23 protein-coding genes are annotated in these 25,078 nt (G+C 53.2%); 5 read left to right on the top strand and 18 right to left on the bottom strand.

Annotated elements, in window-relative coordinates; genetic code table 11:
- The first annotated feature begins 242 nt into the window (after positions 1–242).
- Positions 243–644: an AbrB family transcriptional regulator gene (locus RHP47_RS04295; RefSeq protein ID WP_149818499.1), complete on the top strand. Its 402-nt coding sequence runs from the start codon at positions 243–245 to the stop codon at positions 642–644.
- 10 nt (positions 645–654) lie between these two features.
- On the opposite strand, the gene RHP47_RS04290 is transcribed toward RHP47_RS04295, so the two are convergent.
- The 12 genes from RHP47_RS04290 to RHP47_RS04235 all read right to left on the bottom strand — a co-directional run bounded on the left by RHP47_RS04290 (position 655) and on the right by RHP47_RS04235 (position 16,640).
- Positions 655–4,302 (bottom strand): hydantoinase B/oxoprolinase family protein, encoded by a 3,648-nt coding sequence (locus tag RHP47_RS04290; protein WP_310841125.1) that lies wholly within the window; start codon positions 4,300–4,302, stop codon positions 655–657.
- Between the two features lie 44 nt (positions 4,303–4,346).
- The gene (locus RHP47_RS04285) at positions 4,347–5,006 is read right to left on the bottom strand and encodes a transposase (protein ID WP_399381520.1); all 660 of its coding nucleotides are present in this window, start codon (positions 5,004–5,006) and stop codon (positions 4,347–4,349) included.
- Positions 5,007–5,211: 205 nt separating this feature from the next.
- A complete protein-coding gene (cphA, locus tag RHP47_RS04280; protein ID WP_310841123.1) occupies positions 5,212–7,902 on the bottom strand; it encodes a cyanophycin synthetase in 2,691 nt (896 codons plus the stop codon).
- Between the two features lie 93 nt (positions 7,903–7,995).
- A complete protein-coding gene (locus RHP47_RS04275) occupies positions 7,996–8,964 on the bottom strand; it encodes a cyanophycinase (RefSeq protein ID WP_286626747.1) in 969 nt (322 codons plus the stop codon).
- Between the two features lie 22 nt (positions 8,965–8,986).
- Positions 8,987–9,652 carry a Uma2 family endonuclease gene (locus RHP47_RS04270; protein ID WP_286649903.1) on the bottom strand — a complete coding sequence of 222 codons (666 nt, stop codon included), beginning with the start codon at positions 9,650–9,652 and terminating at the stop codon, positions 8,987–8,989.
- A 23-nt stretch (positions 9,653–9,675) separates the two neighbouring features.
- A complete protein-coding gene (locus tag RHP47_RS04265) occupies positions 9,676–10,338 on the bottom strand; it encodes a Uma2 family endonuclease (protein ID WP_149818489.1) in 663 nt (220 codons plus the stop codon).
- A gap of 23 nt (positions 10,339–10,361) precedes the next feature.
- The gene (locus RHP47_RS04260) at positions 10,362–11,033 is read right to left on the bottom strand and encodes a Uma2 family endonuclease (RefSeq protein WP_149818487.1); all 672 of its coding nucleotides are present in this window, start codon (positions 11,031–11,033) and stop codon (positions 10,362–10,364) included.
- 30 nt (positions 11,034–11,063) lie between these two features.
- A complete protein-coding gene (locus RHP47_RS04255) occupies positions 11,064–12,626 on the bottom strand; it encodes a polysaccharide deacetylase family protein (protein ID WP_286626745.1) in 1,563 nt (520 codons plus the stop codon).
- A 110-nt stretch (positions 12,627–12,736) separates the two neighbouring features.
- Positions 12,737–13,540: a phosphate ABC transporter ATP-binding protein PstB gene (gene pstB, locus RHP47_RS04250; RefSeq protein ID WP_149818483.1), complete on the bottom strand. Its 804-nt coding sequence runs from the start codon at positions 13,538–13,540 to the stop codon at positions 12,737–12,739.
- Entirely contained in the window at positions 13,534–14,481 is a 948-nt protein-coding gene (pstA, locus tag RHP47_RS04245) for a phosphate ABC transporter permease PstA (protein WP_149818481.1), read from the bottom strand. Before pstA ends, pstB begins: the two co-directional genes overlap by 7 nt.
- A gap of 2 nt (positions 14,482–14,483) precedes the next feature.
- Positions 14,484–15,497: a phosphate ABC transporter permease subunit PstC gene (pstC, locus tag RHP47_RS04240; protein ID WP_149818479.1), complete on the bottom strand. Its 1,014-nt coding sequence runs from the start codon at positions 15,495–15,497 to the stop codon at positions 14,484–14,486.
- A gap of 135 nt (positions 15,498–15,632) precedes the next feature.
- On the bottom strand, positions 15,633–16,640 hold the full coding sequence (locus RHP47_RS04235) for a PstS family phosphate ABC transporter substrate-binding protein (RefSeq protein ID WP_310841120.1): 1,008 nt from the start codon (positions 16,638–16,640) through the stop codon (positions 15,633–15,635).
- 265 nt (positions 16,641–16,905) lie between these two features.
- Here RHP47_RS04235 and RHP47_RS04230 point away from each other — a divergent pair, with 265 nt between their 5' ends.
- A complete protein-coding gene (locus RHP47_RS04230) occupies positions 16,906–17,793 on the top strand; it encodes an alpha/beta hydrolase (RefSeq protein ID WP_310841118.1) in 888 nt (295 codons plus the stop codon).
- On the opposite strand, the gene RHP47_RS04225 is transcribed toward RHP47_RS04230, so the two are convergent.
- From RHP47_RS04225 to RHP47_RS04215, 3 genes are read right to left on the bottom strand one after another with little or no spacing between them, the layout of a single operon-like run.
- Positions 17,790–18,581: a YdcF family protein gene (locus RHP47_RS04225; protein ID WP_149818473.1), complete on the bottom strand. Its 792-nt coding sequence runs from the start codon at positions 18,579–18,581 to the stop codon at positions 17,790–17,792. The two genes, RHP47_RS04230 and RHP47_RS04225, sit on opposite strands and share 4 nt — an antisense overlap.
- Positions 18,582–18,585: 4 nt before the next feature.
- Positions 18,586–19,317, bottom strand: a complete 732-nt coding sequence (locus RHP47_RS04220; protein ID WP_149818471.1) for a photosystem II S4 domain protein — start codon at positions 19,315–19,317, stop codon at positions 18,586–18,588.
- Complete coding sequence (locus RHP47_RS04215) at positions 19,318–19,716, bottom strand: hypothetical protein (protein WP_149818469.1); 399 nt, start codon at positions 19,714–19,716, stop codon at positions 19,318–19,320.
- Between the two features lie 65 nt (positions 19,717–19,781).
- On the opposite strand from RHP47_RS04215, the gene rpmI reads away from it, so the two are divergent.
- From rpmI to lgt, 3 genes are read left to right on the top strand one after another with little or no spacing between them, the layout of a single operon-like run.
- Positions 19,782–19,979 carry a 50S ribosomal protein L35 gene (gene rpmI, locus RHP47_RS04210; RefSeq protein ID WP_149818467.1) on the top strand — a complete coding sequence of 66 codons (198 nt, stop codon included), beginning with the start codon at positions 19,782–19,784 and terminating at the stop codon, positions 19,977–19,979.
- A 41-nt stretch (positions 19,980–20,020) separates the two neighbouring features.
- A complete protein-coding gene (gene rplT, locus RHP47_RS04205) occupies positions 20,021–20,371 on the top strand; it encodes a 50S ribosomal protein L20 (RefSeq protein ID WP_286626737.1) in 351 nt (116 codons plus the stop codon).
- Positions 20,372–20,385: 14 nt separating this feature from the next.
- Positions 20,386–21,192, top strand: a complete 807-nt coding sequence (lgt, locus tag RHP47_RS04200; RefSeq protein ID WP_149818461.1) for a prolipoprotein diacylglyceryl transferase — start codon at positions 20,386–20,388, stop codon at positions 21,190–21,192.
- On the opposite strand, the gene RHP47_RS04195 is transcribed toward lgt, so the two are convergent.
- From RHP47_RS04195 to RHP47_RS13090, 3 genes are all read right to left on the bottom strand, one after another.
- Positions 21,189–21,779, bottom strand: a complete 591-nt coding sequence (locus RHP47_RS04195) for a chromophore lyase CpcT/CpeT (protein ID WP_149818459.1) — start codon at positions 21,777–21,779, stop codon at positions 21,189–21,191. The genes lgt and RHP47_RS04195 overlap by 4 nt on opposite strands.
- A gap of 61 nt (positions 21,780–21,840) precedes the next feature.
- Positions 21,841–23,361, bottom strand: coding sequence for a uroporphyrinogen-III C-methyltransferase (cobA, locus tag RHP47_RS04190; RefSeq protein ID WP_286668965.1), 1,521 nt, complete (start codon positions 23,359–23,361; stop codon positions 21,841–21,843).
- Positions 23,362–23,364: 3 nt separating this feature from the next.
- The gene (locus tag RHP47_RS13090; RefSeq protein ID WP_310841114.1) at positions 23,365–24,693 is read right to left on the bottom strand and encodes a M23 family metallopeptidase; all 1,329 of its coding nucleotides are present in this window, start codon (positions 24,691–24,693) and stop codon (positions 23,365–23,367) included.
- Positions 24,694–25,078: the final 385 nt, after the last annotated feature.

The following is a 25,078-nucleotide window of genomic DNA, read 5'->3' as shown; positions in this document are numbered from 1 at the left end:
TTCTACACTAGCCCTCACTTTTTTGAGTCTCTTGCGTCCCTGTGAAAAGAGTGTCAATGTAACTCGTCTAAAGGAAATGTAAAACCCTGACTCAAGGGCGATCGCAACTTGAATTCTGAAAAAAATTATGGTTTGCTAAAAATAGACACTCATTCATTACGAGTTCGCTGTCAGGCTTTGGCACTCTTTGATTGAATCGCCAATGAATAGACAGTATTTGATCATTGAAAAGGTAGGTTAAAATGGGACGCAAGCAAGTAGAACCCTTGACAGGTGCTGCTTTATTAGAGAAGTACAAACAATTGGAACATCTCAGCCACGAGGAAAAAGCAAAGGCCTGTGGCTACTACACGGTCACCCAAAGTGGTAAGGAGCGCATCAGCAAAATGAAGTTTAATAAGGCGCTTCTTGAAGCCTTGGGGATGAATCTTGATACGAAGTCAGGGCGTGGTGGTAGCCGAGGCGGTCGCAGTGCTAGTTATCGAATCACGGTACAAGCCAATGGTAATTTACTCATTGGTTCGGCCTATACCAAGCAAATGAATCTCAAGCCGGGGGATGAATTTGAAATTACCCTTGGCCGTAAGCACATTCACCTTAGACAAGTGAGCAGCAACGGTCAACCCACCGACGATGAAGATTAATTTGATATATCTAATCTGAGAGTTGAGGTACCCCAAAGCCACCACCACCTGGGGTACAAATGCGCAGGCGATCGCCCGCTTCAACATTGATTGTGGCGGTTCCTGCTAAGGGATGGGGAATTTGGCCGAGTTTCAGCCATTGATTTTCACCCACTGCACCGCACTCACCACCCGCAAGGCCAAAAGGGGGAATTTTCCGCGACTGGCTGAGGAGGCTGACGGTCATGGGTTCACGAAACTCAAGGACACGAATTGCCCCATCTCCCCCCGGTTGCTGCCCTTTGCCCCCACTGCCCCGCCGACGGCAAAACTCCCAAACAATCACGGGGTAGCGGTTTTCGAGCACTTCGACATCGGTGAGCCGAGAGTTGGTCATGTGGGTTTGCACCGTACTGGCTCCGGCAAAGGTGGCTCCTGCCCCAGCGCCGCCACAGATGGTTTCGTAGTATTGATAGCGATCGCTGCCAAAGCTGAGGTTGTTCATCGTTCCCTGAGCCGCTGCCATAATGCCGAGGGCACCGTAGAGGGCATTGGTGAGGGTTTGCGAGGTTTCGACATTGCCAGCAACCACCGCCGCCGGAAACTGGGGGTTCAACAGTGAGCCTTGCGGCACCCGCAGTTCAATGGGACGCAAACAGCCCGCATTCAGGGGAATGTCCTCTTGTACGAGGGTTCGGAAGACATACAGCACAGCCGCCTTGGTAATGGCAAGGGGAGCATTGAAATTGTCATTGGTTTGCTGGGAGGTGCCCTCAAAGTCCAGGCAGGCGGTGCCTTCGTTGCTATCAATGGTGATTTGCACCTGAATTTGGCTGCCGTTGTCCATGGCCACGCAAAAGCGTCCCCCTTGGAGCGATCGCAGGCATTGGCGCACACACTCAGCAGCATTGGCTTGGCTAAATTCCATATAGGCAGCGACAACCTCGCGACCATAGCGATCGCACAGGGTAATCAGTTCTTGTACCCCCCGCTGATTGGCGGCTATTTGGGCTTGCAGATCCGCCAGATTCTGCTCAGGATAGCGAGCCGGCCAAGGGGCTTGGCTCAACAGTTGATTAATGGCCGCCTCTTGAAACTCCCCGCCCTCCACCAGCAGCACATTATCAAAGAGAATTCCCTCTTGACGGACATCGGTACTATTGGCCGGCATTGATCCAGGACTAATGCCCCCAATGTCAGCATGGTGCCCCCGTGAGGCGACAAAGAAGGCGGGTTGCGCTTCCCCCTTGAGAAATACGGGGGTAATCACGGTAATATCCGGCAGATGGGTGCCACCGCGATAGGGATTATTTGTGGCAAAAACCTGACCCGCCCGGAGGGTGTTGCCTTTCTCAGCCAGCAGTGCCTTAACACTTTCGCTCATTGACCCCAAATGGACGGGGATATGGGGGGCATTGGCCACAAGGTTGCCGGCAGCATCAAACAGAGCACAGGAAAAATCCAACCGTTCTTTGATATTGACCGAGGCACTGGTCTGCTGGAGCGTTACTCCCATTTGCTCAGCAATGGCGCGAAATAACTGCTGAAAAATGGCTAGTTGCACCGGATCCGCAACGGTGACGGCAATCTGCTTTGACGGTGCCGGGGATTCCTGCAGGGGACGCAGCCACAATCCCCCTTGATCATCCACTTCCGCCTGCCAGCCCGCCTCAACCACATTGGTGCCCGTAGCATCTAAGATCAAGGCCACCCCTGCAATGACCTGATGGACAGGGAGGCAATCGCGCTCATAGACGGGTGCTTTGTGCCATTGGCCTTTGCTGTAAACCGACACATGGGCAAGGGGCGTGAGTTCTGTGGCGGCATGGGGCATCGTGACCGCTGGAACTGCCTGAACAGCAATGGCTTCAACCGCGACTTGACCGATGCGGAGCAATCGCCCCCGTATAGTAAACCCATAGCGATCGCGATGGGCTTGGGCAAATGCGGCTGCCATCCTTTCCAAATCTGCCCAGGGCACCCAGAGGATCGTATCTGTCCCCACATAACCTAAGCCGATGCGCACTTGACTTTGAATCTGCGGGCGATCGACCCCTTGGGCAACAAGTTCATCTATTGCTTGCCCTTTTAGCTGCTCAATTTGGCCTTGCAGCTCCACCAGAACAGCGGCGGTGAGGGGTTGTTCAATCGTTTGCTCCTTGAGTACCCGCAGCTCCGCCTGACCAATGCCGTAGGCCGAGAGCACCCCCGCATAGGGATGGAGATACACCTGCGGCATTCCCAACACCTCGGCAATCAAACAGGCGTGTTGGCCGCCGGCACCGCCAAAACAGCAGAGGGTATAGTCGCGCACATCGTGCCCCTGCTCTAGGGAAATTTTCTTAATTGCCTGTGCCATGGTATTCACCGCCACTTCAATAAAACCAGCCGCCACATCGGCAACACTGCGGGCATCTCCGGTGCTCTCGTAGATCTCTTGGCGCAGTTGAGCAAATTGCTGTTCCACCGTCTCGCGATCCAAGGGCTGTTGACCATCGGCGCCAAAGACAGCGGGGAAATAGGCGGGCTGAATTTTCCCCAAGAGGATATTGGCATCGGTCACCGTGAGAGGTCCGCCGCGACGATAGGCAGCAGGTCCGGGATTGGCACTGGCAGAGTCTGGCCCCACTTGGTAGCACCCCTTATCAAATCGCAAAATCGAGCCACCGCCGGCAGCGACGGTATGCACGGCTAGGAGGGGCGATCGCAAGCGCACACCGGCAATGGTGGTTTCCTGCCACCGCTCATACTCTGGCCAAGGGGCATCCGGATTGTGGCGATAGTGGCAGACATCTGTCGAGGTACCTCCCATATCTAAACCAATCAGCCACTCAATCCCTGCGGCTAAAGCAGTGCGCACCACCCCCACCATCCCCCCAGCAGGGCCTGAAAGCAGACTATCCTTACCGCGCAAGCAGGCCGCCGCCACCACACCGCCATTGGACTGCATACAGTAGAGGGGAATCTCCCCCAGCTCCCCCTGCACCCCCTGTAGATAGCGATGCAGCACCGGCGACAAATAAGCATCCACAACAGTCGTATCGCCCCGGCTGACCAGCTTGATCAGGCCACTTACCTCGTGGGACACCGACACTTGGCTAAACCCCATCTCCCTTGCCAAGGCTGCCACCTGTTGTTCATGGTCAGGGTAGCGGTAGCCATGCACGAGCACAATGGCGCAACTGCGGATGCCTTGGTCATAGACCGCTGCCAATTGCGGCTTCAGGGCTTCTAAATCAAGGGGGACGAGAATTTCCCCTTGGGCACTCACCCGTTCTTTGACTTCAATGACATGGCTGTAGAGGGGCGGCGGTTGCTGAATTGCTAAGGCAAACAGATCCGGGCGGTTTTGGTAGCCAATGGCTAGAGCATCCCCAAAGCCTTGGGTAATCAGGAGCACCGTTGGCTCGCCTTTGCGTTCTAAAAGAGCATTGGTGGCTACCGTTGTCCCCAGTTTCACAATTTCAACGGCTTCACTGGGAATGGGGGCATCCGGCGCCAACCCCATGAGGGTACGAATTCCCGCTACTGCTGCATCGCGATACTGCTCTGGATTCTCTGAGAGCAGCTTGTGCACCACCATTTGACCATCGGGACGGCGGGCGACAATATCCGTAAACGTGCCGCCGCGATCGATCCAAAATTGCCATTTGGCTTTCATTGCAACCGCATTGTTCATGATCACTCTCAGAAGTGTTGAATCCTACAACAAAACTTAACATTTTAAGTGACCAGTAGCTCTGGCTGCCAATCAAAGCTCCAATGCACTATCGAGCAGCGACGACTGAGTTCCAGTTGCAAATATCGCAATTTGTCTAATAGCTTCTTCCCAAAGTATTCAGGTATCTCCACCAGCTCTAAAATTAAATAGGCAATTAAAACCATATAAATCTGATTTATCACCCCGTTCAAACTCTTCGTAATCAACTTGTCTAATGATAAATGCATCTTCAGAAATTTCCATAGGTTCTCAATCGCCCACCGATGCCGATATAACTCACTCACTTCCTCATCACTTAGCTCCTTTAGATTTGTCGCTATACGAAACTCCCTTTGATTCTCGTCAAAAAATTGAACCACGCGATATCTCTCATGATTGAGCTTCATTCTCATGTTATTCTTGATACGTACAACAAATGGGCACTTCCTCTCACTCAGTCGCTCTAAAAATTGCCAGCTCGCAAACCCTCTATCCATGATTACAACAGCATTTGTAATCCCTGCATGATTCAAGCGATAAAATAAGGCTCTCATACTGGTTAACCCTTGGTCGAGAACGTAGGTCAACCAGATTTTGAAGAACAATTGAGAGTTCAGCACGGGGTAGTCACAGGGGCTGAGCTGATTGAGAATGGACTTGACAAGAGTTGCAAAAGATACCATAGTATAGTAAGTTGATTGTTTTTTCTTCTTTTAAGGGAAGAATATGACATTTCTTCCCTTTTTTCTAGCCTCTCAAACTATCTTTCAACACTTCTGGTAAAAGCGGTGAGATCCTCCAACCTTTTTGAAAAGGCCTATACTGTCCTTCTCGCTGTTGATCAGAGTGACTTGATCAGATCAGCGTTGCCCGCGGTCGAGAAACTGCCTATTGGGAGATGGAGGGATTGAGATCACCACTGGTGGAAATTCCCTCACTGTGAAAGCCATTGGTCGTTTCCCCTTGGAGTCGTTGATGATGCTGGTGAATCAGTTGAATGGTGCGGCTGATTTCCGCTGGAAAGATCACCACTAGGGAGCCTTGGGGGGCGCGATCGAGGGCAAATTGAATCGCTGCTACCTCGTCATGGATGATGTCGTATTGGCGTTGGACACTGTGGTGATGTACTCCCCGCTCAATCCAATAGGCGGCATCGCCGCGCGGCCGGCCACGGGTATCGTCATCTTCTTTAATGATGATCCAATCAAAGATTTTCGCCGAGAGTTCACCCAGTTGTTCTAAGTCTTGATCACGGCGATCGCCCGGTCCGCCAACGACACCAATGCGCTGCCCTGGCCATTTTTGGACAAATTCACCAATGGCCTCATACCCTGCTGGATTGTGGGCATAGTCCACCAAGACACTAAATTGCCCCAAATCAAAGAGGTTCATCCGCCCGGGGGTTTGCTCCACTGAGGTTCGGAAGCTGGTCAAGGCAGCGCGAATATGCTCAATACTGATGCCTTGGGCAAAGGCGGCTAGACTGGCAGCGAGGGCATTGGCAATCATAAAGCCGGCTCGACCGCCAAGGGTAATGGGCACATTTTCTGCCTGCTCAATCCGTAGCGTCCAGTCCCCTTTCAAAATCGAGAGATAGCCATTTTCATAAACGGCGGCGAGACCCCCCTGCTGAATGTGCTGCCGAATAATCGGATTGTGGGGATTCATCGAGAAATAGGCCACTTGGGCTTTGACTTGGCGTGCCATTCCCGCCACGAGGGAATCATCGGCATTCAAGACAGCATAGCCATTCGGCCAAGCGGATTCCACCACCACGGCCTTTAAGTCCGCCAACTGTTCAACGGTGTCAATATCACCAAGGCCAAGATGGTCAGCCTGCACATTTAGCACCACCCCGACATCACAGTGGTCAAAGCCCAAGCCGGAGCGGAGAATACCACCGCGCGCTGTTTCTAGGACAGCAATCTCAACTGTGGGGTCTTGCAGGATCAGTTGGGCACTTTGAGGCCCGGTGGTGTCCCCTTTTTCCACCAGATAATCGCCAATATAGATGCCGTCTGTGGTGGTGTAGCCAACGGTTTGCCCCGTTTGTTTGCAGATATGGGCAATGAGGCGGGTGGTGGTGGTTTTACCGTTGGTGCCCGTAATCGCAAAGATTGGGATGCGGCAGGGCGTTCCCGGTGGAAAGAGCATATTCAACACCGGTTCGGCGACATTGCGGGCAATCCCTTGGCTGGGGTTTGTGTGCATGCGAAAGCCGGGAGCAGCATTGACCTCGACAATCACACCGCCAACTTTAGGCAGGGGCTGACTAATATCGGGGCTGACAACATCAATCCCCGCAATATCGAGGCCAATGATCTGAGCCGCCCGCTGGCAAATCCAAACATTTTCCGGGTGAATTTCATCGGTGCGATCGACGGCAATGCCACCGGTACTCAGGTTCGCCGTGGCGCGTAGATAACAAATTTCCCCCGGTTGCAAGACAGTATTTAGGGTATAGCCCTGCTTTTCCAAGAGTGTCCATGTGTCGTGATTCACCTCAATGCGAGTGAGGATATTATCGTGACCGTCTCCCCGCTGCGGGTCTTGGTTAGTTTTCTCAATGAGTTCTTCGATGGTGGAGCGGCCATCGCCAATGACATGGGCTGGCACCCGTTCAGCAACGGCGACTACTTTGCCATTGACCACTAGAACCCGAAAGTCGCGACCCGCATGGTAGCGTTCCACAATCACTGATTTGGAGACACTGCTGGCAATTTCAAAGGCTTCTTCGGCCTCTTCTAGGCTGTTGATGTCAATCGTAATCCCCCGACCGTGGTTGCCGTTGAGGGGCTTAATGACAATCGGGTAGCCGCCGATGTCTTCAATGGCTTCAGGGAGGTCTTCAATGTAGCGGACGACGGTTCCCTTGGGCACAGGAATTCCGGCATCCTGAAGCAGTCGCTTTGCCCCTTCTTTGTCCCCTGCGAGTTCCACGGCCAAGATGCCACTGCGATCGCTCAAGGTGGCTTGGATGCGATGACTGCGGGCACCATAACCCAATTGAATGATCGAGCGACTGCTCAACTCAAACCAAGGAATATTACGGGCTTCCGCCTCGCGGACAATCGCTTCCGTACTTGGGCCTAGGGAGGCTTTGGCTTTTAACTCGCGGAGATCGGCGAGATCCTGATCCAGTTCGCGCTGGGGATAGGTGCCCGTATCAATAATGCTTTGACAGAGTCGTACTGCTGCGCGGCCGGCATAGCGACCCGCTTCTTCCACTTGGTATTCATAGACGACTTGATACACCCCCGGCGTTGAGGTCTCCCGCGTGCGGCCAAAACCAACGGGCATCCCTGCTAGTTCTTGGAGTTCGAGGGCGACATGCTCAACCACATGACCGAGGTAGGTGCCTTCCCTTAGGCGGGTGAGAAAGCCCCCCTCATGGCCAAGGGAACAAAAATGATTGTAGAGACTGGGTAAAACCCGCACCAACCCATCCACAAAGCCGGGAATCTGATTGGAGGGGGTGTTGGCCACCTCTTCTAGATCTAAACGCATGACAATCAGCTTATGACGCCGAATGCTCCAATAATTAGGACCCCGCAGCGTTTGTAATTTGAGAATTTTCATAGAAGAGTGGCTTTTTTAAGGACAGCTTACCATTTTTAGTTTTGAGGCGAGTGACGCAATAAACTGTATCTTAAGCAACACTTTCCTGAAAACTTAATTTAGGGGAGGCAAAATACATTTGTGCTGCACTTGATGGGTGCGGAGGTTATAGCAGTCACCATCACTGAGGATGTGCAGGCGCAAGTTGTAGATACTCAAGGGTTCGTTAACATCCACATGGGCATAGTTCGTGTAGCTGACATCCCGAGGATCAACAATGGTGACAGAGCCACGACCAAGAACCCGCAGCATACCATCAGCTTCAAACATGGCACAGGTATCTTCATCAATGCCGACTCCCAGCTTGTCGGGGTGAGCAGAAATGGCGCTGATCAGGCGCGCGAGGCGATTGCGATTGTGGAAATGCTGATCCACTAAAACATCGGGAAGAATACCCAAGCCTGTAGCCAAATCCACTAGGGAGCGGTTTGGAGCTTCATTGCTGCCCCCACTGGCAATCATGCACTCACCCATGACAGCGGCACCGGCACTCGTGCCCCCAAGAATTGATTTGCCTTCCCAGACTTGATGACGCAATTGGTAGAGGAGGGGGGTTTCATCTAGCAGCGCCGACAAACGCAGTTGATCGCCCCCGGACATAAAAATGCCAGTACAGCGACTCAAGCGAGCTAGCATCTCTTCCTGTTCGGCATCAGCGCGATCGCCCACCAATAGAACGTCCACTTCGCGCACACCAATTTCGCGGAAAATATCGTGGTAGAGCCGCCCCATGGCATCGGGTTCACGGGAAGCAGAGGGAATGACGCCAATGATGGCATCTAGGCCGCCAGCGCGTTGGCAGAAGGTGGTGAGAATTTGTCGCCCACGTACTTTGTCTTCGGCTCCCCCGATCGCCATCACTAAACCTTTGTGACCAGAATGTTGATTGGTCGTTTTGGAAATGGGGTCTAATTGCAACATAGGGCTACGGTGAATGAAACGTTCAATCGGCAGACAGAATCGATGCATTTGGCAAGGGCGATGCCAATACCCCCCTATTGACACGGGGATTCTATACAGAATAATGCCAGATTAGGGAAATTTTTTAAGTTTTGGTCAAGATTTGCACGAACGCTTGATGTTCGGGGGTGGCAATTCCCTGTTGGAGTACCTGCAAAACCATACCCAGATCATGGGCCAGTAATGCCTCAGGGGTGAGCCAAAGGCCGGGGAATTGGCGACTGCGAATGATGCCCTCAGCATCAGCAGTGAGGGGCTGGTATTCTCCTGCTTCAAGGGAGAACCAGTGGATTTGGCGATCGTAGGTACACCACACAAGATATTCCTGAACGCCATTGCGGCGGTACACCCTGAGCTTATCGTGCAGGTCGTAGGCGGCACTGCTGGCGGCAATTTCAACTACAAGTTCCGGTGCCCCCTCGATATAACCATCCTCACTAATGCGAGAGTTGCCCCCGCTTTCAAGGCGGAGCACAGCATCGGGCTGCGGTTCATTATCGCCATCCAAGCGAACCGTCGGATTGTCATAGACGAGAGCCCCCGGCGTAACTGCTTTGTAAAAACCGAGCCAAGCCATGATCTCGGCATGGGGCTGACTGTGACTGACACGAACGGGAGAAGCCACGTAAACAATTCCCTCAATCAGTTCTGCTTTTTTCAGGTGGGGCATGGCTGCATAGCGGCGCTCAAATTCGTCCCGTGTCAGGCGATCGCCATTTTCAAGGGGCGGCAGAGAATACTTTAGTGTCATGGCTCTCTCTCCTCAGAACCTCTCTATCGCTGCTGGCGAGCCACAAACGCTTGATGTTCAGGGGTGGCAATTCCCTGTTGGAGTACCTGCAAAACCGTACCCAGATCATGGGTCAGTAATGCCTCAGGGGCAAGCCAGAGTCCGGGAAATTGACGACTGCGAATTATCCTCTCAGCATCGGCAGCAAGTGGTTGGTATTCCCCCGCTTCAAGGGAGAACCAGTGGATTTGGCGATCGTAGGTACACCAGACAAGATATTCCTGAACGCCATTGCGGCGGTACACCCTGAGCTTATCGTGCAGGTCGTAGGCGGCACTGCTGGCGGCAATTTCAACTACAAGTTCCGGTGCCCCCTCGATATAACCATCCTCACTAATGCGAGAGTTGCCCCCGCTTTCAAGGCGGAGCACAGCATCGGGCTGCGGTTCATTATCGCCATCCAAGCGAACCGTCGGATTGTCATAGCAACCTAGCCCCGGTGTTGCAGCACTGTAGAACCATAACCATCCCATAATTGAGCCATGGGAGCGACTATGATCGATACTCACGGGAGACCCCATGAATACAACTCCTTCAATCAGTTCTGCTTTCTTCAGGTGGGGCATGGCTGTATAGCGGCGCTCAAATTCCGCTCGTGTCAAGCGATCGCCATTTTCAAGGGGGGGTAGAGAATACTTTAGTGTCATGGCTCTCTCTCCTCAGAATCTCTCTATCGCTGCTGGCGAGCCACAAACGCTTGATGTTCAGGGGTGGCAATTCCCTGTTGGAGCACTCGCAAGACAGTACCCAGATCATGGGCGAGTAATGCCTCAGGGGCGAGCCAGAGTCCAGGAAATTGGCGACTGCGGATGATGCCCTCAGCATCAGCAGTGAGGGGCTGGTATTCCCCTGCTTCAAGGGAGAACCAGTGGATTTGGCGATCGTAGGTACACCAGACAAGATATTCCTGAACGCCATTGCGGCGGTACACCCTGAGCTTATCGTGCAGGTCGTAGGCAGCACTGCTGGCGGCAATTTCAACTACGAGTTCTGGCGCGCCCTCAATATAGTCATCAGCAGTAATTCGCGATCGCCCCCCGTGGCTGAGGCGTAAAATGGCATCGGGTTGCGGTTCATTATCGGCATCTAGGCGAATAGTCGGAGCATCTGCCGCTTCAACCCCCGGTGTGGCTGCACAGTAGGTGCCCAGCCAAGTGATTAGGAATAGGTGAGGTTGACCGTGACTGCGGTAGCGTAGGGGAGAAGCCACGTAAACAATTCCCTCAATCAGTTCTGCTTTTTTCAGGTGGGGCATAGCCGCGTAGCGACGCTCAAATTCGTCCCGCGTCAGGCGATCGCCATTTTCAAGGGGCGGCAGTTGCACTGGGTGTTCAATTGTCATGGCAGGCTGTTGAGGATCCGCGTGCTGCCTTTATTGTAGTTGGTGCATTCTGCGGCTATATTGTCGCTGCTTGATTTGGGCAAGGGGGGCAACAAAAGCCGTGTTGGGAATGCTGTCTAGGGTGGCGATCGCCCGCTGCCACAAGGTCTTAGCCACTGATGATTGTTGTGCTTTAGCGGCAAGCGTCGCCTGCTCCGCCAGTTTGAGAGCCGCTTGATATTGACCTTCAGCAGCTTGTTCAAAGGCCAGCCGTTGTTGCACCCAAGACAGAGCTGCCTGTTGCTCCCGTAGGGTGGCCGCTAGGTACTCCCGTTCGGCGATCGCCCATGGGGGTGTAGTCTTTAGCTCTTTTTCTAAAACTTGAATGCGGGTCTCTAGTTGCAGAATCAACTGCTGAAGCTGCGCCGTTTCTTGAATCGTCAGCCAAGAAGGGGGTTCTGGTAGACTCGTTGGCTCTTGAGCGGCAATCAACTCAGGAACAGTAACAAATTGATAGCCCTTAGCTCGCAGTTCGGCAATGATTCTGGGCAAGGCTGCAACCGTTGCTCGCCGAGAGCCACCCCCATCATGGAGCAGAACAATGGCACCGGCATGCGCCTGCTGGACAACTGTGTTGACAATGCGATCGCTCGTTTGGCGAGGTAACCAATCCTGTGGATCTACTGACCACATTACCACACCGTAGCCCTGTTGGCTGGCGCGACTCACCAGACCATTATGGAGATTTCCCCCCGGTGGTCGAAAGAGCTTGATATTTGCCTCAGTGATGTCTTCTATCAATTGTTGGCTTTGATCCACCTCGTGCTGGGCAGCCGCAGGATTAAAGTAATGGTAGCCGTGGCTCCAAGAGTGGTTGGCCAAGACATGACCTTCCCTAACAATGCGCTGCGCTAATTTTGGGCGCGCTGCAACGGCTCTGGCAATGGCAAAAAATGTCGCTTTGACCTTTTCTTGGGCAAGAATGTCGAGCACTTGGGGCGTGTAGGTCGGATCAGGGCCATCATCAAAGGTCAGTGCCACCAACTTTTGCTCAGGGGGTAACGCAACCCGATTAAACACATGGCCACGAAAGGCCTCAGGGGGTGAGTAGTGGTGCCACAGGGGTGGGCGGGCGGGAGTCAAAATGGGCGCAGCATTAAGAATGACCGATCGCACTTGTTCAACGGTGGGTTCGGGTGCTGCTGCCAACCAAACACTAGGAGACTGCCATTGGCCGACGGCTCCTAAACCAAAGATTCCTAAGACACTGGCCGCTAGGGCTAAGGGTTCAAGCTGGCGAGCGCGAACTGTTGCGGGTGTGGGGGTTGCAACCGGCCGAGGCCGCAGACGTACCCCCCATGCAGGGCGCTGCCCCCCCAACTGTCGCCCATAGACATCAATGGATTGGGGTAGGAAAGGACTTAAAAAAGCAACCAAGACATCAAGGCAGGTGCGTTGATCGGGAATTTGCTCTGCCTCTAGGAGAATTTTCCAGCCTTCGGCGGAGTGAGCGACACGCACATAGGTGGCCTGCGGCGCAAGGCGGCGCGCTAATTCACGGGCGATCGCCTGAGGTGAAATCTCCCTGACCGTTGACTCCAGCGATGCCACCATAACTGCGCTCCTAGAGCGAGAACGAATAACTACTAGCCCTAGGGTAGCGATCGATTCACAACCACACCTTACCTCTTAGACCACATTCTCAAGCGGACTTGACGCAGCGATCAACCAAAGCGACCACTCACGTAATCGGCAGTCTTCTGTTCCACTGGCTTCGTGAAGATGGACATGGTTTCGTTGTACTCAACGATTTCGCCCAAATACATAAAGGCGGTGAACTGGGAAATACGAATCGCCTGCTGCATGTTATGGGTCACAATCAGAATCGTCACTTGCTCCTTGAGTTCGCTAATCAGGTTCTCAATACTGACCGTGGCAATCGGATCCAATGCCGATGTTGGCTCGTCAAAGAGAATAATCTCTGGATCAGTGGCTAGGGCACGGGCAATACAGAGCCGCTGCTGCTGACCGCCCGACAGAGACGTGCCCGGTTCCTTCTGACGATCTTTGACCTCATCCCACAGGGCAGCACGACGGAGCGATCGCTCCACCACCTCATCGAGGATCGCACGGTTATTGATGCCGCGCACCCGCAATCCATAGGCAACGTTTTCGTAAATCGACTTGGGGAAAGGATTGGGCTTTTGGAAGACCATGCCAATCTGCATCCGCACTTCGATTGGATCCATTTGCAGGAGGTTACGCGGTTGCTCATCCCCCAACCAAATTTCCCCCTCGTAGCGATTGCCGGGATACAGATCATGCATGCGGTTAAAGCAACGCAGCAACGTGGTCTTGCCACAACCTGAAGGCCCAATCAGTGCCGTAACTTTCTTTTCATAGACCGGCAAGTTGATGTTTTTCAGAGCCTGCTTGCCACCGTAGTAAAAGTTCAAGTCCCGAACTTCTGCCAGCTTTTTCAGTGGCTCGTTCTCGGTAGCCACGACCCAATCTGTAGGTTTTACCATTTGATACTCTTCCTAAAACGATAGCGTAGATAAATAGCTGTTGCATTCACCGCCAGCGTCAACACCAGTAGGACAATCCCAGCCGCTGCAGCATTCACTTGAAAGGCCTCTTGAGGACGGGAAACCCAGTTAAACATCTGAATCGGCAGCACCGTAAAGGGAGACCAAATCCACTTAAACGAAATGTAGGGAAACTCGCTTTGAATCGGTGGATCCGGCAAGAACGTGATAAACGTCAAAGCACCAATCGTGATTAGGGGCGCCGTCTCACCAATCGCACGGGAGATACCCACAATAATCCCCGTGAGAATCCCCCCCATCGAGTAGGGCAGCACATGATCAGCAATCACCTGCCAGCGACTAGAACCAACCGCATAGGCGGCTTCCCGAATGCCTTGGGGAATGGCGCGCAAGGATTCACGGGTAGTCACAATCACCACGGGTAAAATCAGCAGTGCCAGTGTAAACCCAGCTGTGAGAATGCTCTCACCCCAGTTGAGGATATAGACAAAGAAACCGAGAGCCAGCAGACCATAGATAATCGAGGGCACGCCTGCTAGGTTCGTGATATTGACCTCAATGAAATCCAACAGCCAGTTTTTGGGAGCATATTCTTCGAGGTAAATGCCCGCCGCAATCCCCAAAGGAATGGCCACGAACGCCGTTACAAGAATGACCAACAAACTCCCCACCCATGCCGTGAGGATGCCTGCCTCTTCTGGATCGCTACTGGGGGGCGAAGTGAAGAATTTCCAGTTAAGCATTGGCAGGCCGCGCAGAAAAAGGTCAGAGACCAAAAAAATCAGTGTTAAGAGCGCTACAGCTAGGGAAAACCACCCTAGAACAATGAAAAAACGTTCCCAACGGGTGCGAGAGCGAATGGAGGCAGCGATGGCGATGGGGTTGCGGAGGTTACTCAAAAGCGGGTGCTGGCTAGGCATAGCTAGTACACCTCACGATAGCGACGACTAAAGAAGTACCCCGCCACATTGAGAATCAGTGTGGCAAAAAACAGCATGATCCCAGCGGCAAAAATAGATTGATATTCCAATGAGCCATGGGGGAGATCCCCTAAACTGACCGAGACAATGAAGGCGGTAGTTGTGGAGGCTCCTTCTAAGGGATTAAAGGTGAATTTGGGCTGTAACCCAGCGGCCACGGCCACAATCATTGTTTCGCCAATTGCCCGTGCCAGCCCCAGAATATAGGCGGCCATAATGCCAGAGATAGCAGCCGGCATGAGAACCTTGATTGCTGTTTGCAAACGCGTTGCCCCCATTGCATAGGATCCCTCCCGCAGTTGCAAAGGAACAGCCTGCAGGGCATCTTCTGTCAAGCTGGCAATATAGGGCAGCACCATTAGTCCCACCACAATACCTGCCCCCAACATGTTAAAACCAGGCAGCTCAAAATATTCCCAAGGTTCCTTGCCAGGATTAAAAAATTGCTGAACGCCAAGAATGATTTTCTGGAGAAAGGGAGTGACCACCAAAAGGGCAAAGTAGCCGTAAACAACCGTGGGGATACCCGCCAAGATTTCAAGGATAGGCTTGAGGATCTCCCGCATTTTGGCGGGTGCAAACTCACTCAGATAGATGGCCGCAATCGTGCCAAGGGGGATAGCCACACAACTGGCCACAAAGCAGGTCGTGAAGGTTCCAGAGAGCAAGGGTAAGATGCCGATTCCAATAGGCTCAATCAGAGGTGACCAGTCCGTACTCGTAAAGAACTCCACCAACGCTTCAAAGAGGGACTCTTGATGCAGCTCCATCACCTTTTCAAAGAAGATCACTGTTTCGGTAAACAGGATATAGATGATGACAAGCGTGGTCACGACCGATGAGATTGCTGCCAAAAATAGAATGCTAGCAATGATCCGCTCCCGCCAAATCCTGACGGTACGGGATGGCAGGGTAACAGGTAGCTTCGTTGAGTAGGGTAGGGGCTGTTCTACCATGGGTATTATTCCAGCAAGCAAAAATCTTTTAGTTGGAATTTATCTTTTGAGAGAATCAACGACTGAGGTTGACAAAATGGGAAAAAAGGGTGGAGGGCTGATACCTCACACCCTTCATTAAATCAAAATATCAATCTATTGGGGTTGCATCCTCAGCAGTTGGTTGATCGTCAAGCCAATAGCCTCTTTGCCCCCAAAGATCGTACCCACACGGTTGCGGTTGAAGTTAGCCAGAATCGTGCGGTAGGCACTAGTCGGCAGAGGCACATATTTCACCTTTTTCACCATGGCTGGGGCATTATTGAGGTAGTAGGTGACAAACTGCCGTACTTCAGGCCGCTGCGCTGACCTAGCGTTGACATAGATAAAGATGGGACGGGAGAGGGGCTGGTATGTCCCATTCAGCACGTTTTGCTCGGAGGGTTGAACAGGGCCTTTGCCGTTGTCAATGGCAACCGCTTTGAGCCGATTGCGGTTTTCCGCATAGTAGGCATAACCAAAGTATCCAAGCGCACCGCGATCGCGACTGATACCTTGGACTAGCACATTATCATCCTCGCTGGCGGTGAAATCTTTGCGACTGACTTTTGATTTACCATTGATGGCCTCTGTGAAATAGTCAAAGGTTCCAGAGTCGGCACCTGGCCCAAAGAGTTTCAAAGGAATATTGGGGAAACCTTGGCGCACTTGGCTCCAGTTATTGATTTTAGAATCGGGTTCCCAAATTCGCTTCAATTCAGCAACCGCTAAGCTTGTTGCCCAAGTATTTTGAGGATGAACCACTACCGTGATAGCATCGTAGGCCACTGGCAGTTCAATAAAGTTGATACCAGCAGCGCGGCAGTCAGCAATTTCCTTGGCCAAAATGGGGCGTGAGGCGTTGGAAATATCCGTTTCACCGCGGCAGAACTTCTTGAAGCCACCGCCTGTACCAGACACACCGACGGTTACACGGACTTTGCCCCCTTGGGCTTTTTGGAAGGCTTCAGAAACAGCTTCAGTAATGGGGAAAACGGTGCTGGAACCATCAATGCGAATTGTAGGTGTCCCTTGGGATAAAGCAGCAGGAATCAGGCTACCCGATAGAGCCGCGACCGCGGCGACGACACCAAAACGAGCATAGCTCTTTACAGATGTAAACATAGTAATCTCTCCTAGCGGAGTAAACAACGTTTCCCAAAGACTTGAACCCTTGGGGTCTTGGCTTGACGGCTGCCAAGAGGTTGCAGGTAGGCGAACCGATCAAACTACCCTTCCGTCAGAATACGCAACGTTTCTAGGGGATAGGTTAAACCAAGGGAAAGATTTGGTTAAAATTCCTACCCAATGTTAGGGATTAGCCATATTGTTGAGGTGGGTTCCATACCCGCTGGTTCAGTGTCAGGAAAATCCTCAGAGGCTGTTTGCAATGCCGTCATTTGTTTCTAAAACCTATCGGTGGCAGGGCTTTGCCTGCACTTATCGTCTCAGTGGTGAAGAAGGGCATACCCCCATTGTTTTTGTCCATCCAGTGGGGGTTGGCCTCTCTGGGCGGTTCTGGGATCGCTGTGTGGGTCATTGGCAGTTCCAAGGGGAAGGTTACTCATTTTATATCCCTGACTTGCTCGGCTGTGGCCAGAGCGCCCTACCCCACATTGCCTATTACCCCGAAGATTGGGCGGCTCAGTTACAGGTCTTTATCGCCTCTGAGATTCGCCAAGCGGTGATTCTTGTTGTCCAAGGGGCATTGTTTCCCGTAGCGATGGAGCTAGTGAACCTTGATCCCCAAGTAGTCAGGGCAATGATCCTCAGTGGCCCGCCCGCCGCCACTTTGGTGTCTGAAAACACTAATCCCACATGGCAAAGGGTGCGCTGGAATCTTTTTGATTCTCCCTTGGGTTGGGGCTTTTATCTCTATGCCCGCCAAGAAAGTTTCCTGCGGCAGTTTTCAATCAATCAGCTTTTTGCCAAGCCTGAGGATGTGGATGATGAGTGGCTAAAGATGCTGGCCGCTGGTTGTGCTGACCTTGAGAGTCGCCATGGGGTGTATTCATTCCTGTCGGGTTTTTGGCGGCGGGACTATCGTCAGAAAATGCAGCAGACTGGGCAGCCAGTGTTTGTGGTGATGGGAGACCAAGCCTCTAGTATCAGTCGCGATGGTGGGGCTGAATCCCCTGCAAAACGGTTGCAATTTTATACCAAGACATTTCCCAATGCTGAGGGAGTTGTGATTGCGGGGCGCAATGTCTTGCCCTATGAGTCAGCCCCTGCTTTTGTGGAGGCGTGTCAAGGGTTTCTGCGTGCTCAGGGTCTCTAAAGCCAACCTCTGAGTTTGTAAACGAGCAGACCTTGGTATTCCCGTAGGGCGATCGTGGTGATGTCCACGTTGGAGGGATTGGGGATCAGGCTGAGCAGCAAGTTTTGCCAGGTGGGCGATCGCGCGATCGACAGGTACCGATAGTCCGTCGGTGCCGGGATCACCTTCATTCCCAAACGGCGAAAAATGGCGACGGAGCGGGGCATGTGGTAGGCGGATGTCACCAGCAGCAGATTCCCCTGAATTTGATGCTGCTCAAGAAGCGCTTTGACATTCACGGCATTTTCATAGGTATTCAGTGCGGTGGTGTCCAGCAGCATCTTGTCCATCGGCACACCGCAGGTGGTGGCAATTTCCGCCATGTCTGCTGCTTCTCCCCGCTGAAAGGTTTCGCCGAGCCAGTCAATGCGACCCCCACTGAGGATGAGATAGGGGGCATAGCCTTGGCGAAAGAGGTGGGCACCGTAGAGGATGCGATCGCCCCCTTCCGTGACTTCTACCCAAGGCCTCGGCGCCGTTTGCGGGACAACCGCCCCACCGAGAACAACGATCGCGGCAGCTTTGGGCATGGGATCAGGGGGTAAATACTGTCGCTCTAGGGAAGCAATAAGCGCTGTTGCCACATAGTCATTGCCGCTCAGGAGTAAAATGCTCAGGGCAATCACGAGGGCGATCGCCGCCTGTTTGGGAGCACGCCAAAAGCGAACAATGGCAAAAATCAATGCCCAACAGGCCAAGGGCAATGGATACAGCAATGGCGGCAGTAATTTCGACAGCAGCAGATCCATAGTCTTAGCGAATGCGCTCCATCTGGATGCGGTAGCGCTCTTTCTTGGTAACTTGAATGTCTTGAATCCGTAATCGCCCTTTGCCGCGAATGGCAATGAGGTCATTCACCTTGAGCAGATACCGCGGTTGTTGCACCACTTGCCAGTTGACCCGCACCAGTCCTTGGCTAATCCAGTCGCTCATTTTACTGCGGGAGACGCCAAACCCGGCTGAGGCCACAGCATCCAAGCGCAATGATGCTTCGACGGTACTGAGGGATTTCCGTTGGGGGGGCGCTACGGCCAGTTCTGACCAGTCACAGAGATCGACGGTCACCGCTACAGTCCGCACTTGTTTTAAGTGTTCTTGTAAAGTAGGGACTTTTTCAGGGATGAGAATGACCTGTGCCCCCCGTTCCCCAAGGAGAATCACATCCCCATAATCGCCGTCATCGAGACCGGCATTGGCGATCGCTCGCTCAAAATCACTGTAGGTGGCGGGATCAAAGAGAAAGTTGCCTGTGATTCGCACCAAAGCAAGGGGCGGCTGTTGCTCTTCAAGACTAAGTTCAGTGGGGGCGATCGCCAGCCGACAGCGTTCCGCTTGCGGGTACCCCCCCCAGGCGAGACCATGAACATCGGCCCGTTGCTCAAGGGTGCGGAGTGCCTGCACCACCTGATCGGGGGACAAAAAGGGGGTATGCACCACCGACCAAGTTTTAATGGCTGTGTCAAGGGCGGTCCCTAGGTCAAACATTTAGACCTCAAGAAATTCCGGCAGTTCCAGCCACTGGGCTAAGTGGGCTTTCACCTGTTGGCAAAACTGGGGGCGATCGCCAAATTTCTCAGTGCGGATGGTTTTGCGCTGTGCATCCAATGTCCAGCCATAGTCACTGCTGAGGCGGATTTTCCCCTGCCAGTCGGCGATGGATAGCATGAGCTGTGGGGCGGGGCTATTGTCCACCCCCTTGACGCGAAAGACATAGTTAAAAGTGTTTTGCTTGCCGGCAGCAACCGTTGAGGCTTGACCAAACCGCTCCTGCAAGCGCGATCGCACCCGCTCCACAAATGCCGCATCGCCTAAATCTTCTAGGGTGCGCATGGCCAAGGTAAGGGCAAAATAAAACTCTTCGACAGGAATGAACTCCAGTTCCATGCAGCTTGCCAAGACTCTCTTCAAAATAGTACATTAGTAAGCTGTGTCTAAAATAGGGCAAGGCTATGCCAAAGCTAAAAACACGTCGTGCTGCTGCCAAACGATTTCGGACGACGGGCAGTGGTAAGTTTGTCCGCCGTAAGGCCAACAAAAATCACTTACTCGAACATAAGGGGAGCGATCGCAAGAATCGTCTTTCCCACAAGGCCCTCGTCGATCCACGGGATTTTGAGCGAGTATCGCTGATGCTGCCCTACGCTTAATTGATAAATTTTCAGTTTTTGATCAAGGGTGAAATTGAACTATGGCAAGGGTCAAACGGGGTAACGTTGCCCGCAAACGGCGTAAAAAAATTCTCAAGCTCGCCAAGGGCTATCGTGCGGGGCACTCCAAGCTCTTCCGCACCGCCAATCAGGTGGTCATGAAGGCACTGTGCAATGCCTATCGCGATCGGCGGCGGCGCAAACGGGACTTTCGGCGGCTCTGGATTGCGCGGATTAACGCTGCTGCGCGTCAACATGGCATGAGCTACAGTCAACTCATGGGCGCCCTGAAAAAAGCCGATATTCACCTCAATCGCAAGATGCTGGCTCAATTGGCGGTGTTGGATACGGACGCCTTTGCCACTGTCATTCAGACTGCTCGCGCTGTTTAGAACCTATTCTAGGCATGATCGCCACTTTCCAATCCCCCGGTGCCACCCTTGAGCTAGGGTTCATCACCCTACGATGGTACGGGCTACTCATTGCTGCCGCCGTCTTTATTGGCATTTGGCTGAGTCAGCGCTTGGCACGCCAGCGGCAGATTGATCCTGATCTGATTGCGGATCTGTCGATTTGGCTTGTGGTTGCCGCTATTCCCGCTGCACGGCTCTATTACGTCGCCTTTAACTGGGGCTTTTACCAAAAGCACTTAGATCAAGTGGTGCAAATTTGGAAAGGCGGCATTGCCATTCACGGTGCCATCCTCGGCGGTATGCTAGCGATGGCGATCTTTACGTACGTGCAGCGACTTTCCTTTTGGCAAGTGGCGGATGTCATTGCCCCTTCACTAATTTTGGGACAGGCCATTGGACGCTGGGGCAATTTCTTTAACTCTGAGGCCTTTGGTGCCCCTACGGATTTGCCGTGGAAACTCTATATCCCTGCGCCGCAGCGTCCCCCGGCGCTAATCAACGAAGCCTATTACCATCCCACGTTTCTCTATGAGTCCCTTTGGAACCTAGGAGTCTTTGTTCTCCTGCTGTGGCTCTTTCGTCAACCTCGCTATCAAAAACCCGGCACCCTGCTTTTGGTCTATGCCATTGCCTACAGCTTGGGTCGCTTCTGGATTGAAGGACTGCGCATGGACAGCCTGATGTTGGGGCCGCTGCGAATTGCCCAAGTGGTTAGCTTGGTGGCGATCGCCCTAGGGGCTTGGGGACTCTTTCGCCTCTATTACCAAGGCAAACCGTTACCAGATTGGCAAACCGCCTAGGCAATAATTTCATCAGCAAAGCTCTGCCAGCGCACAAAGTGAAAGGGACCTGCCACGGAGCCCCAAACGTGCTCATCGGTTTCGGGATCCCGTCCGCGATCGTGGCTAATGAAGCGATCGCCATCAATTTCAAACGTGCTATCAAGATAGGTTTCCCGTCCTTTACGTACGACTTTACAGGCTTTGCCCGGCTCCACTTCACCGCGAAAGCTGTGCCCTGTCCAGTAGGTGAGCATATTGCAGCCACAGAGGAGTTCCAAATCATCGGCTGTCATCGCCTGAAGCCGCTGGCGATCGCGAGCTGCCCCAAAGAAGCGTTTTTCATCCTTGAGTATGTAATTTTTAATCACAATGTGATCATTGGCGGGCACCAGTTCTAAAACCCGTGTGCGGTAGGGAACACCTAGAAGATAGTCATAGGCCTGTTCCACATAAAGGGCAATGCCCTCTAGAAGACCACTGGGCAGAGGGCGCATACACACCCGAATATGGGCATAGAAGGGGGGATTCTCAAAGGCTTGGGCTTGGTTACTAAAATCCGCCGCCATCCAACGGCCAAGGGTCAGCACATCGGTTGCGTGTGTCATGCTCCACAATTGCCTTACAACAGTCCTTTTTTCACACTAGCGGATTGGTGCACCCAAAGCACTAAGTGATCCGTAATAACGCCTGAAGGAGTCCCTCAAGGGTATGCTCTGTGGCTTCAGTATCCACCCGTCCCAAGAGTTCGCGACAAGTTTGCGAGGTTTGCGGGCCAATACTGGCAATCTGCACATTCTGAAGTAACTCTGCCGCCTGCGCACCCACCAATTGGCAAAAGTGTTTCACCGTCTTAGAACTGGTAAACGTGACCATATCCACTTGACCCCCTTGCAGCGCCCCTAAGACTTGGGCATCAACGGTTTGGGGACAGCGGGAATCGTAGGCGGGCACCTCAACAACCTCAGCCCCAGCCGCTGTAAAGGTCTCTACTAGAACGGGTCGTCCGCCCTTTTCAACCCGTGGAAAAAGAAAACGCAACCCCGCCACAGGTTCTGGGAATTCTGCCACTAGGGCATCGGCGACAAATTCACTGGGGGTGAAGTCAGCCACTAAGCCGTAACTGCTGAGGGTTTGGGCGGTTTTTTCGCCAACAACAGCGATCTTGAGACCCGCGAGGGTACGACTATCCTTGCCATGATGCTGTAACCGTTCCATAAAAAAGCTAACGGCATTGTGGGACGTGAGAATGAGCCAGTCAAAGGTATTGAGTTGCGCCAAAGCCTGATCGAGGGGCTGCCAAGAACTGGGGGGAACGATTTCCAGTGTCGGCATTTCTAAAACGGTGGCACCGGCGGCTGTCAGTTGCTGCGTAAAGTCACTCGCTTGCGCTGCTGCCCGGGTGACGAGAATGGTTTTGCCGTGGAGCGGAGACATGGCTGATGGGGAAATCTTCAAAAATTCAGGGAAGACCAGATCTAGACTAGCCAAAGGGTAGCGTTTTTGGGCGATCGCCCCCACAACCACGACGGCTGGTGCCCTGTCTGGAACGTGAGGCGTATTTAGATAGCTCTCCAACGTGCCAAACCAAAACTGTTGCTGCGGCTGGCCGGCCCATTGCAAAATTGCCAGTCCCTCAGCGGGCGATCGCCCCTGCCTCAGCAATTGTTCGGCAATATATCGCAGGGAACGGGTGGCCATCAAAAAAATCAGCGTCTCCATTTGGGCGATCGCTGCCCAAGGAAGGGTTTCTGGCGCATGCCCCGACAGAATCGCTACGGATTGACTCACGTCCTTTGCTGTAACACAGAGACCCGCCAATAAAGGTGCCGCTAGCGCTGAGGACGCCCCCGCAATCACTACAGCCTCTAAACCTGCCCCCAAGACAGCCTCAAGTTCCTGATGCAAACGGCCAAACAGTCCCGGATCGCCACTTTTGAGGCGGACAACCCGTTCATACTGCTGGCCGTAGTCCACTAAAAGGCGGTTGATTTCTGATTGGGGAACAGCCTCAGCCCCTGCCCGCTTGCCCACCGCGACTCGCAAACAATCGGGGGGTGTAAGGTCTAGGAGGTCTGGGGAAACAAGCGCATCGTAAAGAACCACCTGCGCCTGCTGTAGACAAACCCAAGCGGCCAAGGTGAGATAGCCAAGTGAACCTAGGCCTGCCCCCACAAAATAGATCGTCAACGCCTAGCCTTGGTTACGTTGCAGGAAGATCATTGGGTTGACCGCACCCCGCCCTGGGGGATGTATCTCAAAGTGAACGTGGGGGCCTGTGCTGCGACCGGTGCTGCCCATTTCAGCAATCTGCTGACCCTGCTCAACGTATTGGCCCACGCGCACCAAGTTGCGATGGTTATGGGCATAGAGCGTCAGGGTCCCATCGGCGTGGCGAATTTCCACCAAGTTGCCGAAACCACCAGAATTCCATTGGGAGTAGGTAACGACACCGGCGGCAGCAGCATAGATGGGCGTGCCAATGGGAGCAGCAATATCAATTCCGCGGTGCATCCGTCCCCAGCGCGGGCCAAAGCCAGAGGTCAATACACCACGCGCCGGCCAGATAAAGTTGGTGGTTAGGCTAGGTAGAAAGCGATCGGAGTTGGGCAGAGGGGGTAGGTCGAGATTACTGGGTAAAGAGGGAGCCACAATTGAGCGTGCCACCTTGACGGGCACAGGGGGGGCAATGGGCTGTACGGCGGCAGGTGTCGGTGCTGTTACTGTTGTTGTTTGCGGGCGATTTGCAACAGTGGGCTGGGGTAGCGCTGGGCGAGCAGGGGGTTGTTGGACTGAAACTAGGGCAGGGGTGGTATGCCGCCGCCGCTCAGCAGCACGCCCAAAGGGAACAGGCTCTAGGGTTGCAGTTGAGGTCGATGCGGCTGGAGAGTTCACAACTGCCACCCGCTGCGAGAGTTGAGTCGTTTCCCCCTCGGTGAACGGTGGTTCAACTGCCGTCGTGGTTTGCTCCAAAGAGCCACCCATCGCAAAGGGGGTATCAATGGCCAAGGAAGCAACAACAGAGGTGGTGGCCTGCGTCACCAGATCCGCCAAGCTATTGGTGCGAACCCGCCGATCCACCACTTTGAAGGTCGGTTCAGAAGGACGGCTGCGGTGCTCAAAGGTGGCAGAGGCAGATAGGGTCGGTGCAGGTGTGCTCAAGGGCAAGGGGGCAAACCTTACTTGGGGCCGGATGGTGCGTTGCCATGCCGCTTGGGTGACGCCCAAGAGTAACTCAGTTTTGTCGGCGGATAAAAGATTTTCAAATTCCGCAAGCGGGTCTTGGCTTTCAGTGCTGAAGAGGGAGGGGAGGTTAAGAGATTCGGGGCGAATGTCCTTTGAACCCAGATCGCGATCGCTCGCAAGAGTGGTCAGATCAAGGGCTTGCGTAGGCTGAATCAAAACAAAGGTGCCCAGCAGGGGCAGACAGGAACAAAGGGAGCGCAGCGAACGACCAAGCATAGCAGCAGACGCAAGGGGTGCATCCTGAGAGGCGGTAGGGGTACGACTATCGTTGCTCAAGGTAATCCTCCTCGCACACGAAATTGACAGTGATTCGACAAAGCGGTGAACCGAGAACACACATCATGAGCAATCGTCCAAGGTAGCCAGAGGCCACTCGCCGCATCTATGCCTAAAACTGTCCCAATCTGTTGTTTATGCAAAGGGTGTTTTGGCACCACGACGAAACTTCTAGGTGACTTTACCCAATCCACAACCAAATGACAAGCCACCCCCTTGCCTCGTCCTGCCCTCTCTGGGGGGTGAATTACTTGCTGCAAAATAAAAATGCGAATTTTCTACCTACTGGTCAATAATCAAAAAACCTGAATTCATCACGACTTGGGCTTAATTACTACCCATGAAAGAAAAATCATTATTTCCAATAAATGAATAAGTAGAGTAA

It is taken from the genome of Thermosynechococcus sp. QKsg1, assembly GCF_031586415.1.
Classification (GTDB): Bacteria; Cyanobacteriota; Cyanobacteriia; order Thermosynechococcales; family Thermosynechococcaceae; genus Thermosynechococcus.
The sequence above is the reverse complement of the archived record's forward strand: the minus strand, read 5'-3'. Positions and strand labels throughout refer to the sequence as shown.

Coding starts and splice junctions, on each gene's coding strand:
- RHP47_RS04295 (WP_149818499.1), top strand. CDS start 243: ATGGGACGCAAGCAAGTAGAACCCTTGACAGGTGCTGCTTTATTAGAG.
- RHP47_RS04290 (WP_310841125.1), bottom strand. CDS start 4,302: ATGAACAATGCGGTTGCAATGAAAGCCAAATGGCAATTTTGGATCGAT.
- RHP47_RS04285 (WP_399381520.1), bottom strand. CDS start 5,006: ATGGTATCTTTTGCAACTCTTGTCAAGTCCATTCTCAATCAGCTCAGC.
- cphA (WP_310841123.1), bottom strand. CDS start 7,902: ATGAAAATTCTCAAATTACAAACGCTGCGGGGTCCTAATTATTGGAGC.
- RHP47_RS04270 (WP_286649903.1), bottom strand. CDS start 9,652: ATGACACTAAAGTATTCTCTGCCGCCCCTTGAAAATGGCGATCGCCTG.
- RHP47_RS04265 (WP_149818489.1), bottom strand. CDS start 10,338: ATGACACTAAAGTATTCTCTACCCCCCCTTGAAAATGGCGATCGCTTG.
- RHP47_RS04260 (WP_149818487.1), bottom strand. CDS start 11,033: ATGACAATTGAACACCCAGTGCAACTGCCGCCCCTTGAAAATGGCGAT.
- RHP47_RS04255 (WP_286626745.1), bottom strand. CDS start 12,626: ATGGTGGCATCGCTGGAGTCAACGGTCAGGGAGATTTCACCTCAGGCG.
- pstB (WP_149818483.1), bottom strand. CDS start 13,540: ATGGTAAAACCTACAGATTGGGTCGTGGCTACCGAGAACGAGCCACTG.
- pstA (WP_149818481.1), bottom strand. CDS start 14,481: ATGCCTAGCCAGCACCCGCTTTTGAGTAACCTCCGCAACCCCATCGCC.
- pstC (WP_149818479.1), bottom strand. CDS start 15,497: ATGGTAGAACAGCCCCTACCCTACTCAACGAAGCTACCTGTTACCCTG.
- RHP47_RS04235 (WP_310841120.1), bottom strand. CDS start 16,640: ATGTTTACATCTGTAAAGAGCTATGCTCGTTTTGGTGTCGTCGCCGCG.
- RHP47_RS04230 (WP_310841118.1), top strand. CDS start 16,906: ATGCCGTCATTTGTTTCTAAAACCTATCGGTGGCAGGGCTTTGCCTGC.
- RHP47_RS04225 (WP_149818473.1), bottom strand. CDS start 18,581: ATGGATCTGCTGCTGTCGAAATTACTGCCGCCATTGCTGTATCCATTG.
- RHP47_RS04220 (WP_149818471.1), bottom strand. CDS start 19,317: ATGTTTGACCTAGGGACCGCCCTTGACACAGCCATTAAAACTTGGTCG.
- RHP47_RS04215 (WP_149818469.1), bottom strand. CDS start 19,716: ATGGAACTGGAGTTCATTCCTGTCGAAGAGTTTTATTTTGCCCTTACC.
- rpmI (WP_149818467.1), top strand. CDS start 19,782: ATGCCAAAGCTAAAAACACGTCGTGCTGCTGCCAAACGATTTCGGACG.
- rplT (WP_286626737.1), top strand. CDS start 20,021: ATGGCAAGGGTCAAACGGGGTAACGTTGCCCGCAAACGGCGTAAAAAA.
- lgt (WP_149818461.1), top strand. CDS start 20,386: ATGATCGCCACTTTCCAATCCCCCGGTGCCACCCTTGAGCTAGGGTTC.
- RHP47_RS04195 (WP_149818459.1), bottom strand. CDS start 21,779: ATGACACACGCAACCGATGTGCTGACCCTTGGCCGTTGGATGGCGGCG.